The sequence below is a fragment of the Bradyrhizobium sp. 18BD genome (assembly GCF_054185225.1).
On sequence record NZ_JAVAYL010000013.1, the window covers coordinates 199,894 to 212,711 of the forward strand.

9 protein-coding genes are annotated in these 12,818 nt (G+C 64.3%); 7 read left to right on the top strand and 2 right to left on the bottom strand.

Annotated elements, in window-relative coordinates:
- Nucleotides 1-15: 15 nt before the first annotated feature.
- Complete coding sequence (locus RAD16_RS23890; RefSeq protein WP_458160293.1) at nucleotides 16-1,746, bottom strand: protein kinase domain-containing protein; 1,731 nt, start codon at nucleotides 1,744-1,746, stop codon at nucleotides 16-18.
- Nucleotides 1,747-1,812: 66 nt separating this feature from the next.
- Nucleotides 1,813-2,652: a formate/nitrite transporter family protein gene (locus RAD16_RS23895; RefSeq protein ID WP_458160294.1), complete on the bottom strand. Its 840-nt coding sequence runs from the start codon at nucleotides 2,650-2,652 to the stop codon at nucleotides 1,813-1,815.
- Nucleotides 2,653-3,328: 676 nt separating this feature from the next.
- Between RAD16_RS23895 and RAD16_RS23900 the strand changes: the two genes are divergently transcribed.
- The 7 genes from RAD16_RS23900 to RAD16_RS23930 all read left to right on the top strand — a co-directional run bounded on the left by RAD16_RS23900 (nucleotide 3,329) and on the right by RAD16_RS23930 (nucleotide 12,632).
- Nucleotides 3,329-4,648 carry an ABC transporter substrate-binding protein gene (locus RAD16_RS23900; RefSeq protein ID WP_458160295.1) on the top strand — a complete coding sequence of 440 codons (1,320 nt, stop codon included), beginning with the start codon at nucleotides 3,329-3,331 and terminating at the stop codon, nucleotides 4,646-4,648.
- A 62-nt stretch (nucleotides 4,649-4,710) separates the two neighbouring features.
- Entirely contained in the window at nucleotides 4,711-5,607 is an 897-nt protein-coding gene (gene ntrB, locus RAD16_RS23905; protein WP_458160296.1) for a nitrate ABC transporter permease, read from the top strand.
- A 14-nt stretch (nucleotides 5,608-5,621) separates the two neighbouring features.
- Entirely contained in the window at nucleotides 5,622-6,416 is a 795-nt protein-coding gene (locus RAD16_RS23910) for an ABC transporter ATP-binding protein (RefSeq protein ID WP_458160297.1), read from the top strand.
- Between the two features lie 338 nt (nucleotides 6,417-6,754).
- Nucleotides 6,755-8,146 (top strand): MFS transporter, encoded by a 1,392-nt coding sequence (locus RAD16_RS23915; RefSeq protein WP_458160298.1) that lies wholly within the window; start codon nucleotides 6,755-6,757, stop codon nucleotides 8,144-8,146.
- Nucleotides 8,147-8,268: 122 nt separating this feature from the next.
- Nucleotides 8,269-8,697: a globin family protein gene (locus tag RAD16_RS23920; RefSeq protein WP_458160299.1), complete on the top strand. Its 429-nt coding sequence runs from the start codon at nucleotides 8,269-8,271 to the stop codon at nucleotides 8,695-8,697.
- A gap of 10 nt (nucleotides 8,698-8,707) precedes the next feature.
- The gene (locus RAD16_RS23925; protein WP_458160300.1) at nucleotides 8,708-9,925 is read left to right on the top strand and encodes an NAD(P)/FAD-dependent oxidoreductase; all 1,218 of its coding nucleotides are present in this window, start codon (nucleotides 8,708-8,710) and stop codon (nucleotides 9,923-9,925) included.
- Nucleotide 9,926: 1 nt separating this feature from the next.
- On the top strand, nucleotides 9,927-12,632 hold the full coding sequence (locus RAD16_RS23930; protein WP_458160301.1) for a nitrate reductase: 2,706 nt from the start codon (nucleotides 9,927-9,929) through the stop codon (nucleotides 12,630-12,632).
- The last annotated feature ends 186 nt before the right edge of the window (nucleotides 12,633-12,818 follow it).

The window sequence follows — 12,818 nt, forward strand, 5'->3', positions numbered from 1 at the left end:
CGCGCGCTGCTTTGGCTATCGCAGCCGAAGCACTGCAAGCAGCACGATCACGACGCAGGCCAGCATCGCCGTGGTCAGCTTCCAGAACAGCAGCGGGTTGCGCTCCAGCAGGGGCGTGGTCCGCGTGGCAAGATAGGCCGGATTGGGATTTCTGAGCTCGAAGACGAACTCGGAAAGATCTTCGTGGCGCTTGTAGGGATCGGGATGCAGTGCCTTCCTCAGCGCGCCGTCGATCCAGCCGGGGATGCCGCGCTCGGCGTCGATCGCGGGACGGTATTGCAATTTCCACGCGTCCGATTTGCCCCGAATTTTGGCAAGCTGGGCGCCGTAGGGAAGATGTCCGGTGAGCATGTGGTAACAGATCGCCGCCAGTGAAAACATGTCGGAGCGGGGCGATCCGCCTTCGCCGAGGAAATACTCCGGCGCGGTGTACTGGACCGTGCCGAGGATCTCCGCGTCGGCCGCTCCAGGCGCAGCCTCAGCGACGCCCGCGACCCTGACCGAGCCGAAGTCGATGATCTTCGCGGTGCCGGTCTTGTCGAGCAGGACATTGTCGGGCCTGAGGTCCTGGTGCAGCATCTCCATGCGGTGGAAGGCGCGCAGTCCGGTGGCGATCTGCTCGACGATCCTGCGGACCGTCTCCAGATCCGGGCGCGGATTGTCCAGCATCCACTGCCGCAGCGTCTGGCCCTCGACGAACTCGGTCGCGACATAGAGATAGTTGCGCCGGGTCGATCGCGTTCGCGGCTTGAGCACGTACGGACTGTCGATCCGCCGCGCGATCCACTCCTCCATCAGGAAGCGCTTCAGATAGGCCTGATTGTCGCGCAGGTCGATCGACGGAATCTTGAGCGCGACCGCTTCCTCGGTGTCCGCATCGACGGCGAGATAGATGTGACTGCGGCTGCTGCCGTGGATCTCCCGGATGATCCGGTAGCCATCGAACATCGCCCGAGGCTCAAGCAGCGGCGGCAGCGGCAGCGCGGAGGCCTGATCGAACACGCCGGATTCCTGCTCCGGCACCGCATCGATCCGCAGGATCTGCACCGTGATGTTGTCGTCGCTGCCGCGCCGATAGGCTTCCTCGACGATGGCTTTTGCAGCGTTGTCGAGCTCGCTTGCATGCTCATCGATGGCACTCGTGACGAACCGCGGATCGACGAATTCATAGGCGCCGTCGGTCGCCAGCAGGAAGGTGTCGCCGGCCTGGATCTCGACGGTCTGGTAGTCGATCTCGAGCTGCGGATTGATGCCGAGCGCCCGGCCGAGATAGGTCTGCTCCGACGACACGATGATCCGGTGATCGTCGGTCAGTTGTTCGAGCGCCTTGCCGGCGACACGGTAGATGCGGCAGTCGCCGACATGGAAGATGTGCGCGGTGGTCGCCTTGATGACCATGGCGCTGAGCGTGCAGACATAGCCCTTGTCGCGGTCATAGGCATATTGGCTCTTGCACGTCTGCGCGTGCAGCCAGGAATTGGTCGCCTCCAGCACACGCCGGGCGGAGGTCTTCACCGTCCAGGATTCCGACGTGCAGTAATAGTCCATCAGGAAGCTCTTGACCGCCGACTCGCTGGCGATCTGGCTCACCGTGCTGCTGGAGATGCCGTCGGCGAGCACGGCCGCGATGCCCTTGAGGCTGAGCAGCGGCTCTTCCGGAATCAGGACGCCGTGAAAATCCTGGTTGACGGGCTTGCAGCCCCTGTCGGAGTGCTGGCCGATCGAAATCAGGAGACCGCGGGTCATCGTCGTCACCAGGGCAAAGAGAGCCTCACCCTGGTCGGGCGAGGCTCCCCTGTCGAGAGTCTTCGATCAGGCCGCGACGCGGGGCGGCGTGGCCTTGCCGGCCTGGCGCTTCGGCTGGGTCATGACATGCGTGGCGTAGAGGGTCATGCCGGTGAAGGCGAGGCCGCCGACGAGGTTGCCGAGCACGGTCGGGATCTCGTTCCAGATCAGATAGTCCATGATCGAGAATTTCCCGTGCAGCATGAGGCCCGACGGGAACAGGAACATGTTCACCACCGAGTGCTCGAACACCATGTAGAAGAACACCAGGATCGGCATCCACATCGCAATGACCTTGCCGGGGACCGAGGTCGAGATCATGGCGCCGACGACGCCGGTCGAGACCATCCAGTTGCAGAGCATGCCGCGCATGAACAGCGTCGCCATGCCGGCCGCGCCGTGCGCAGCATAGCCCAGCGTTCGGCCCTCGCCGATATTGCCGATGGCGGTGCCGATCTTGTCGGGGTCCTGCGTGAAGCCGAAGGTCGTGACGAAGGCCATCATGAAGGCGACGGTGAAGGCGCCGGCGAAATTGCCGACGAAGACGAGGCCCCAGTTGCGCAGCACGCCGCTGAAGGTGACGCCCGGGCGCTTATCGATCAAGGCGAGCGGTGAGAGCACGAACACGCCGGTCAGGAGGTCGAAGCCCAGGAGATAGAGCATGACGAAGCCGACCGGAAACAGCAGCGCGCCGACCAGCGGCTGGCCGGTGTTCACGTTGATGGTGACGGCAAACCAGGCGGCGAGGGCGAGGATGGCGCCGGCCATGTAGGCCCGGATGATGGTATCCCGGGTGGACATGAAGATCTTGGACTCGCCTGCATCCACCATCTTGGTGACGAATTCCGAAGGCGCGAGATACGACATCAATGGTTCCTTTTGCTTCGTAAGTGGGATCGACGCGCCCGAGAGAGCGCGGCTGAACGTCATTGGCCGTGCGGGCTGGCCGGCCGCGCACGAGGGCTATGGAATGTCTGGAAGCCTTGGGAATCGCGTCACGAGGACTGAGCCGGGAAGGGCCGCGAAGCAGTTGAGCTTCCGGGATGCGGCCGCCAGAGGCCGCAACAATGCGGCGAGCCGCAGTCTTCGTTGACGCCAACAGAGAAGCAAGTTGCGTGCCGTCGATGTGCGTCGGGAAAGGCGAATGATATCAATCGGATGAAGGCTGTCTCGTCCCGCCCTTTGCGGTCCCTGCGGCTTGTTGGTTAGGCGGCTGCATAAGATTTGTGCGCCGCACACGGAATGGGCAGGTCGCAAATTTCGCGTGCTCCGCACGTCTGCGACGGACTGGCGCGGAGCGTATAACTAATTGATTTCAAGTCATTTTCGGCGATGGCAGGCTTGGCATGAAGCTTGAATAGTTCCAAGCCGACGCCATTGAAGCCGTCCCGCGAGACTTCTCATCCGAATTTGCTGACGCCACCAGACGGGGGTCCCCCCGTCGCGCGTCCGCATGCGCCTTTTTTGGGCGTCACGGACGGACGGGCTGCTCGTGCGCACTGACGCAATCATTCGCAACGACGCACAAAGGACGACACCACCCATGACCAAGCGCATTCGCCGGCCCTCGGATAATGTCCTCAGCCGCCGTCAATTGTTGAAGGCCACTGGTTCTACCGCCGCTCTTCTCGCCGCCGCCAAGCTCAATTTCCCCGCAGGCGCTTTCGCGCAGGATGCAGGCCCCGAGGTCAAGGGCGCCAAGCTCGGTTTCATCGCGCTGAGCGATGCCGGCCCGCTCTTCGTCGCCAAGGACAAGGGCCTGTTCGCCAAATACGGCATGCCCGATGTCGACGTGCAGAAGCAGGCCTCCTGGGGCACGACGCGTGACAATCTCGTGCTCGGCTCCGAGGGCAACGGCATCGACGGCGCGCACATCCTCACCCCGATGCCGTATCTGATCTCGGCCGGCAAGGTGACGCAGAACAACCAGCCCACGCCGATGTACATCCTGGCGCGGCTCAATCTCGACAGCCAGTGCATCTCCGTTGCCAACGAATATGCCGACCTGAAGCTCGGCGTCGACGCATCTCCGTTCAAGGCGGCTCTGGAAAAAAAGAAGGCCTCCGGCAAGTCGGTGAAGGCGGCGATGACCTTCCCCGGCGGTACGCATGATCTCTGGATCCGCTACTGGCTCGCTGCCGGCGGCATCGATCCCGACAAGGACATCGAGACCATCGTTGTGCCGCCGCCGCAGATGGTGGCCAACATGAAGGTCGGCACCATGGATTGCTTCTGCGTCGGTGAGCCCTGGAACCTGCAACTGATCCACCAGAACATCGGCTACACCGCGGTCAACACCGGTGAGCTCTGGAACAAACATCCGGAAAAATCCTTCGGCATGCGCGCTGCGTTCGTGGACAAATATCCGAAGGCGGCGAAGGCGCTCCTGATGGCGGTGATGGAAGCCCAGCAATGGTCCGACAAGGCCGAGAATAAGGCCGAGCTCGCCGCCATCATGGGCAAGCGGCAGTGGATGAACTGTCCGGTCGAGGACGTGCTCGACCGCACCGCGGGCAAGTTCGACTACGGCATCCCCGGCAAGGTGGTCGAGAACTCGCCGCACATCATGAAGTACTGGCGCGACTTCGCCTCCTATCCGTTCCAGAGCCACGACCTCTGGTTCCTCACCGAGGACATCCGCTGGGGCAAGTACGAGGCGAATTTCGACACCAAGGCGCTGATCGCCAAGGTCAACCGCGAGGACATGTGGCGCGATGCGGCCAAGACGCTCGGTGTTTCCGCTGCCGAGATCCCGGCCTCGACCTCGCGCGGCAAGGAGACCTTCTTCGACGGCAAGGTGTTCGATCCTGAAAATCCGGCTGCCTATCTGAAGTCGCTCGCGATCAAGCGCGTCGAAGTCTGATCGAGCCCTGCGGCCGCCGCGAGGCGGCCGCATCGTCCTTGGGAAGCCGGAGAGATATTGCGATGAACATGCCTGCCACGAAGATTGAGGTTGAGACTGCGGCGCCCGCGGCCGTCGCCGCGCCTGTTGTCGCGATGACGCCGAAGCGGCCGCCGCGCAGCGAGGCCTACGCACGCATGGCACGGGAGACCGCGGTGCGCGTGATCCCGCCGCTGGTCGTGATCGCGCTGCTGACGCTGGTGTGGGAGCTGGTCTGCCGCCGCGCCGGCTCGGCGCTGCCGCCGCCGTCGAAAGTGTTCAAGGACACCAAGGAGCTGATCCTCGATCCGTTCTTCGACCATGGCGGTATCGACAAGGGCCTGTTCTGGCATCTCTCGGCCAGTCTCCAGCGCGTCGCGCTCGGCTATTCGCTGTCCGCGATCGCCGGCATCGCGCTCGGCGTGCTGGTCGGGCAGTCGGTCTGGGCGATGCGCGGGCTCGATCCGCTGTTCCAGGTGCTGCGCACCATTCCGCCGCTGGCCTGGCTGCCGCTCTCGCTCGCTGCTTTCCGCGACGGCCAGCCCTCGGCGATCTTCGTCATCTTCATCACCTCGATCTGGCCGATCATCATCAACACCGCGGTCGGCATCCGCAACATCCCGCAGGACTATCGCAACGTCGCCGCGGTGGTGCAGCTCAATCCGCTCGAATTCTTCGGCAAGATCATGATCCCGGCGGCAGCGCCCTACATCTTCACCGGCCTTCGCATCGGCATCGGCCTGTCCTGGCTCGCGATCGTCGCGGCCGAAATGCTGATCGGCGGTGTCGGCATCGGCTTCTTCATCTGGGACGCCTGGAACTCCTCGCATATCAGCGAGATCATCCTGGCGCTGTTTTATGTCGGCATCGTCGGCTTCGTGCTCGATCGCCTGATCGCGGGCCTCGGCAAGATCGTCACCCGCGGCACCGCCACAAGCTAACGGGGAAGGGACACATGACCGCCTATCTGAAGCTCGACCACATCGACAAGATCTTCACCCGCGGCGCCGCCACCACGGAGGTGTTGAAGGACATCAACTTGACCATCGAGAAGGGACAATACGTCTCGATCATCGGCCATTCCGGCTGCGGCAAGTCGACCCTGCTCAACATCATCGCGGGATTGACCACCGCCTCGACCGGCGGCGTGCTGCTGGAGAACCGCGAGGTCAACTCGCCAGGTCCCGACCGCGCTGTGGTGTTCCAGAACCACAGCCTGCTGCCGTGGCTCACCGTGTATGAGAACGTCAAGCTCGGCGTCGACAAGGTCTTTGCCAAGTCCAAGACGAAGGCCGAGCGCGACGCTTGGGTGATGCACAATCTCAACCTGGTGCAGATGGCCCATGCCAGGGACAAGCGCCCGTCCGAAATCTCCGGCGGCATGAAGCAGCGCGTCGGTATCGCGCGGGCGCTGGCGATGGAGCCGAAAGTGCTGCTGCTGGATGAGCCGTTCGGCGCGCTCGACGCGCTGACCCGCGCTCACTTGCAGGATTCGGTGATGGCGCTGCATCAGAAGCTCGGCAACACGATCCTGATGATTACCCACGACGTCGACGAAGCGGTGCTGCTGTCCGACCGCATCGTGATGATGACGAACGGGCCGAGCGCGCGGATCGGTGAGGTGCTGGAGGTGCCGCTCGCGCGGCCGCGCAAGCGGCTCGAGCTTGCCACCAACACCACCTACTTGAAGTGCCGGCAGCGCGTGCTCGAATTCCTCTATGAGCGTCACCGCTTCGTCGAGGCTGCGTAAACGCGTCGTTAACGCGTGGCAACGTTGCGCCTAATTTGGGATCACGAAGCTCAATCCTTGTGCGCCGCACAGGGATTGAGCGAATCGCAAAATTTGCGTGCGAAACAGCCCTGCAAAAATTTCGGGCAATTCGAATAAGCTGCTGAATTCCCTGTATTTCCCGATCGCGGCGAGTTGGCACGGAAGTTGAATTACCTTGTCCGACGCCAACGACGACGTCCCTCAACATCATCAATCAGCATCGTGAACTCGCCACCGGGGCTTGGCCTCGGAGCGCGCCTCCGTGGCCGGAGGCAGAGCCTGCAACGACGCAGCGGTGAGCCTGGAAGGGATAAGCAATGACGAAGAGTCCGGCTCTAAATAAGACTTGGATTTCTGACTGGCGCCCCGAAGATAAGGCGTTCTGGAATGCGGGCGGTAAAGCCATCGCCCGGCGTAACCTGATCTGGTCGATCGTTGCCGAGCATATCGGCTTCTCGGTGTGGCTGATCTGGAGCATCGTCACCACCAAGCTGCCGCAGGCAGGCTTCCATTACACCACCGACCAGCTGTTCCAGCTCGTCGCGGTGCCGGGGCTGATCGGCGCATTGATGCGCTTCCCCTACACCTTCGCGGTCACGACCTTCGGCGGCCGCAACTGGACCATTCTCAGCGCGGCGATCCTGTTCATCCCGACGCTGTCGCTCGCCTATTTCGTGAGCCAGCCCGATACGCCGTTCTGGCTGATGCTGCTGGTGGCCTCGACCGCCGGCCTTGGCGGCGGCAATTTCGCCTCCAGCATGACCAACATCTCCTTCTTCTTCCCCGACCGGATGAAGGGCTGGGCGCTCGGTCTCAATGCGGCCGGCGGCAATATCGGCGTCTCCAGTGTGCAGCTGCTGACCCCGATCCTGATGACGCTCGCGGTCTTCAATCTGTTCCAGGCCACGCCCGTCGACGGCATCTTCCTTCAGAACGCCGGCCTGATGTGGGTGCTGCCGATCGCGATCGCGGTGTTCGGTGCGGTGTTCTTCATGAACAACCTCACCACGGCGAAATCGTCGATCAAGAACCAGCTCGCCGTGGTCAAGCGCAAGCACACCTGGATCATGGCGTATCTCTATATCGGCACGTTCGGATCCTTCATCGGCTATTCCGCGGCGTTTCCGCTGCTGATCAAGACGCAGTTTCCGTCGGTGACGATCTCGATCGCGTTCCTCGGGCCTCTGGTCGGTTCGCTGTCGCGACCGCTCGGCGGCCTGCTCGCCGACAAGATCGGCGGCTCCATCCTAACTTTCTGGAATTTCATCGCGATGGCGGCGGCGACGGTCGGCGTGCTCTACTTCGTCGGGCACAAGGACTTCATCGGCTTCCTGTCGATGTTCCTGGTCCTGTTCGTGACGACGGGCATCGGCAACGGCTCGACCTACCGCATGATCCCCTCGATCTTCCGCGAGCAGAACCTGTTCAAGGTGTGCGGCAAGGGCGATGCGGCACGTGCGGCTGCCCTGAAGACGGCGAGCATCGAGAGCGGTGCGGCGGTCGGCTTCATCGGCGCGGTCGGGGCCGTCGGTGGCTATCTGATCCCGAGCGGCTTCGGCAAGTCGATCGCCATGACCGGCGGCCCGTCGCTCGCGCTCGCGATCTATCTCGCCTTCTACGCCTCCTGCCTCGGCCTGACCTGGTGGTTCTACCTGCGTCGCGGTCCGCAAAGCGAAGGCGCGCCAAGCCTTGCCGAGGCGCGCGTGTAACACTTGGCATGAAACACCCTTCTCTCCGTACGCGGGGAGAAGCCGCTCTGATGACGTTTGACCCATGAACTTTTTCCGCAACGGCGCGGACAAAGGCAGACCGAAACAGACAGGAGACCACCATGACGCCTCAGCAGATCGCCCTCGTGCAGCAGAGCTTTTCCAAGGTCGCACCGATTTCAGAAGCAGCCTCAGGGCTGTTCTACGACCGCTTGTTCGAGGTGGCGCCGTCCGTGCGCGCGATGTTCCCTGAAGACATGACCGAACAGCGCAAGAAGCTGATGGGCATGCTTGCTGCCGTCGTCAGCGGCTTGTCGAACCTCGAGACGATTCTTCCCGCGGCCTCCGCGCTCGCCAAGCGCCACGTCGCCTATGGCGCCAAGGCCGAGCACTACCCTGTGGTCGGCGCGACCCTGCTGTGGACCCTGGAGAAGGGGCTCGGCGAGGCCTGGACGCCCGAGCTTGCCGCCGCCTGGACCGACGCTTACGGCGTGCTGTCCGGCTACATGATTTCCGAGGCCTATGGCGCGCAAGCGCACGCCGCCGAATAGGAGATGCCTTGTGAGCGAACCGCTGGTTATCGTCGGTAACGGTATGGCAGCCGCGCGTCTGGTCGACGAGCTCGCCAAGACCTCGCTCGGCCGCTACGCGGTCGCTGTGATCGGCGAGGAGCCGCGGCTCGCTTACAATCGCGTCCTGCTCTCATCCGTGCTGGCCGGCGAGACCGGCTCGCACGAGATCGAGCTGAGACCTGCGGATTGGTGGCGCCATCGCGGCGTCACCGTGCGCTACGGCTATCGCGTCACCGAGATCGACACCGGCCGCCGCGAGCTCAAGATCGCCGGCGAAGAGAGCATGGAATATTCCAAGCTCGTGCTCGCGACGGGGTCGACGCCGCTGCGGCTCAACGTGCCCGGCGCTGATCTCGCCGGCGTGCACACCTTTCGCGACACGCGGGACGTCGATCTGCTGCTGACGCTTGCGGCCGCCAAGAAGCGCGTCGTCGTGGTCGGCGGCGGCCTGCTCGGACTTGAGGCCGCCTATGGCCTCGCCAAGGCCGGCGCGCCGGTGACGCTGCTGCACCTGATGGACCGGCTGATGGAGCGCCAGCTCGATGGGCCCGCGGCCGATCTGCTCAAGATGCTGGTCGAGCGCAAGGGCATCCGCATCGTCCTCAATGCCTCCACGGCCCGCATTCACGGCGATGGACATGTCGAGGCCGTCGAGCTTGCCGACGGCAGCCGCATCGAGGCCGACGCGGTGATCTTCGCGGCCGGTATCAGGCCGAACATTGCGCTGGCCAAGGAAGCCGGCATTGCTGTCAACCGCGGCATCGTCGTCAACGACGAGATGCAGACGGCATCACCCGACATCTACGCGCTCGGCGAATGCGCCGAGCATCGCGGCACCTGCTATGGCCTGGTCGAGCCCGCCTACGAGCAGGCGCGCGTGCTGGCGCGGCATCTCGCCGGCCGTCCCGCCGCCTATCAGGGCAGCGTAGTCTCGACCAATCTGAAGGTCTCGGGCGTCAGCGTGTTCTCCGCCGGCGACTTCATGGGCGGGGAGGGCAGCGAGAGCCTCGTGCTGTCGGACCGCAGGCGCGGCACCTACAAGAAGCTCGTCATCGCCGACGGCCGGCTCGCCGGCGCCGTGCTGATCGGCGATACCGTCGATGCGCTCTGGTATCTCGAGCTGATCCGCAATCGCGACAAGGTGGCGGCGATCCGCGCCGACATGATGTTCGGCCGCGCGCTCGCGGTTCCTTCCAAGGCGGCCTGAGATGACTGCGATCGACCCGACACTCCGCACCACCAAGACAACCTGTCCCTATTGCGGCGTCGGCTGCGGCGTGCTGGCGACGCCTGACGGCAAGGGCGGCGCCGCGATCGCGGGCGATCCTGATCATCCCGCCAATTTCGGCCGGCTGTGCTCGAAGGGCTCGGCACTCGGCGAGACCGTCGGGCTCGAAAGCCGGCTGCTCTATCCGATGATCCGCTGCAAGGGCGTGCTGGAGCGCGTCGCCTGGAGTGATGCGCTCGATCACGTCGCCCATCGCATGCAGCACATCGTCGCCCGTGACGGCGCCGATGCGGTCGCCTTCTATCTCTCCGGCCAGCTCCTCACCGAGGACTATTACGTCGCCAACAAGCTGATGAAGGGCTTTGTCGGCACCGCGAATGTCGACACCAATTCGCGGCTCTGCATGTCGTCTTCGGTCGCCGGCCATCGCCGCGCCTTCGGCGCCGACACCGTGCCGGGCTGCTACGAGGATCTCGATCAGGCCGATCTGCTGGTCTTCGTCGGCTCGAACGCGGCCTGGTGTCACCCCGTGCTGTTCCAGCGCATGCTGAAGAACCGCGGGGAGCGCGGCGCGCGGATGATCGTGATCGATCCGCGCCGCACCGACACGGCAAGCGACGTCGATCTGTTCCTCGGCCTCAAGCCCGGCACCGACACGGCGCTGTTCTCCGGCCTGTTCGTGCATCTCGCCGACAATGGCGCGCTGGATCAGGATTACATCGCGCAGAACACGAGCGGCTTCGACGACGCGCTGGCGCGCGCGCGCAACATCGCCGGCAGCATCGCCGCGACTGCACTCGCGACGGGACTGTCCGAGCCCGACGTCGCCGCCTTCTTCAAGATGTTCCGCGAGACGGAGCGGGTCGTCACGCTCTATTCGCAGGGCGTCAACCAGTCAGCGCAGGGCACCGACAAGGTCAATGCGATCCTGAACTGCCACCTCGCGACGGGGCGCATCGGCAAGCCCGGTGCTTCGCCGTTCTCGCTGACCGGTCAGCCCAACGCGATGGGCGGCCGCGAGGTTGGCGGTCTTGCCAACCAGCTTGCCGCGCATATGAATTTTACGCCGCCCGACATCGACCGCGTCAGGCGGTTCTGGAAGGCGCCGCGTATCGCTACCCATGAGGGATTGAAGGCGGTTCAGCTGTTCGAGGCAATCAACCGCGGCGAGGTCAAGGCGCTGTGGGTGATGGGCACCAATCCCGCGGTGTCGCTGCCCGATGCGGACTTCGTGCGCGAGGCGCTGAAGAAGCTCGAGCTGTTCGTGGTGTCCGAGAACGTGCTCTCCAACGACACGGTTGAGGCCGGCCCGCATGTGCTGCTGCCTGCGCTTGCCTGGGGCGAGAAGTCGGGCACGGTCACCAACTCCGAGCGCCGCATCTCGCGCCAGCGCTCGTTCCTTCCGGCGCCGGGCGAGGCGCGACCGGACTGGTGGATCCTCAGCGAGACCGCCAAACGTCTCGGCTTCGGCGACAGTTTTAACTACAAATCCGCCGCCGACATTTTTCGTGAGCATGCCGCACTCTCGGCGTTCGAGAACAATGGCAGCCGTGATTTCGATATCGGCGCGCTGTCCGCACTGTCCGACGAAGGCTTCGACGCGTTGAAGCCGGTGCAGTGGCCGCTGCGTGACGGTCAGGCGCCGGGCGAACGGTTCTTCGCAAGCGGCGGCTTTTTCACCAATGACGGCAAGGGCCGCTTCGTCGCGCCCGAGGTGCCGGCACTGCGCAGCGAGACCGGTCCGTCACGTCCCCTCAGGCTCAACACCGGCCGCATACGCGACCAGTGGCACACCATGACGCGCACGGGGCTGAGCCAGCGGCTCGGTGCGCATCTGCCCGAGCCGTTCGTCGAGATCCATCCTGATGACGCCAGCAAATACGGCATCGCCCACGACGGCTTTGCCCGCATGACCACCGATTACGGCCAGTGCATCCTGAAGGTCGTCGTCAGCGCGCGCCAGCAGCGCGGAACGCTGTTCGCGCCGATCCACTGGAGCGCGATGAACGCCTCGCACGGCCGCGTCGGCGCGCTGGTAGCACCGTTCACCGATCCGTTCTCGGGCCAACCGGAGTCGAAGGCGACGCCGGCAGCGATCGCACCCTATGAATACGTCTTCCGCGGCTTTGCGCTGTCGCGCAAAGAACTCGATCTGCCGCCAAACCTGATGTGGACCCGCGTCACGGTGAGCGGTGGCTTCGGCTATCTCTTCGCAGACAATGCCGATCTGCCGCGCTGGCCGGCCTGGCTCGACGGTGTCGCCGGCGAGGACGTCGCCGAATATCGGGACTTCGGCGGCGGTGTCTACCGCGCGGCGTCGTTTGCCGGAGATCGCATCGAGACCTGCCTGTTCGTCGGCCCCGCGCATGACGCGGGCGACTGGGAGGTGGTGAAGAGCCTGTTCGTGGCCGACCACGTCACCGACGATCAGCGCCGCATGTTGCTCTCAGGCAAGTCCAGCGAGGGCGCGGCCTCGACCGGCCCGATCGTCTGCGCCTGCTTCGGCGTCGGCCGCGGCACCATCTGTGACGCCATCGCATCCGGCGCACGCACGGCCACCGAGATCGGCGCAAAGCTCAAGGCCGGCACCAATTGCGGCTCCTGCATCCCCGAGCTGAAGCGCCTGATCGCGACGACGGAAGTCGCGCCGGTGAAAGAGGCCAGGCTGGCTGGGGCGGCGGGGTAGGGCTCCTCTCTTAGCCCGAATGGAGCGCAGCGAAATCCGGGCTACGATTCTTTCGTCATTGCGAGCGCAGCGAAGCAATCCAGGAATTTCTCCGCGGACGCAGCTCTGGATTGCTTCGCTTCGCTCGCAATGATGGCGTGGATGCGGTTTGCTCGACAACCGCTCCCAGGTCTCCGGTGCGTCCAT

What these genes read in the sequence shown, in the direction of transcription:
- RAD16_RS23915 (WP_458160298.1), top strand. Translation starts at nt 6,755, where the DNA reads ATGACGAAGAGTCCGGCTCTAAATAAGACTTGGATTTCTGACTGGCGC.
- RAD16_RS23900 (WP_458160295.1), top strand. Translation starts at nt 3,329, where the DNA reads ATGACCAAGCGCATTCGCCGGCCCTCGGATAATGTCCTCAGCCGCCGT.
- RAD16_RS23920 (WP_458160299.1), top strand. Translation starts at nt 8,269, where the DNA reads ATGACGCCTCAGCAGATCGCCCTCGTGCAGCAGAGCTTTTCCAAGGTC.
- RAD16_RS23930 (WP_458160301.1), top strand. Translation starts at nt 9,927, where the DNA reads ATGACTGCGATCGACCCGACACTCCGCACCACCAAGACAACCTGTCCC.
- RAD16_RS23890 (WP_458160293.1), bottom strand. Translation starts at nt 1,746, where the DNA reads ATGACCCGCGGTCTCCTGATTTCGATCGGCCAGCACTCCGACAGGGGC.
- RAD16_RS23895 (WP_458160294.1), bottom strand. Translation starts at nt 2,652, where the DNA reads ATGTCGTATCTCGCGCCTTCGGAATTCGTCACCAAGATGGTGGATGCA.
- ntrB (WP_458160296.1), top strand. Translation starts at nt 4,711, where the DNA reads ATGAACATGCCTGCCACGAAGATTGAGGTTGAGACTGCGGCGCCCGCG.
- RAD16_RS23910 (WP_458160297.1), top strand. Translation starts at nt 5,622, where the DNA reads ATGACCGCCTATCTGAAGCTCGACCACATCGACAAGATCTTCACCCGC.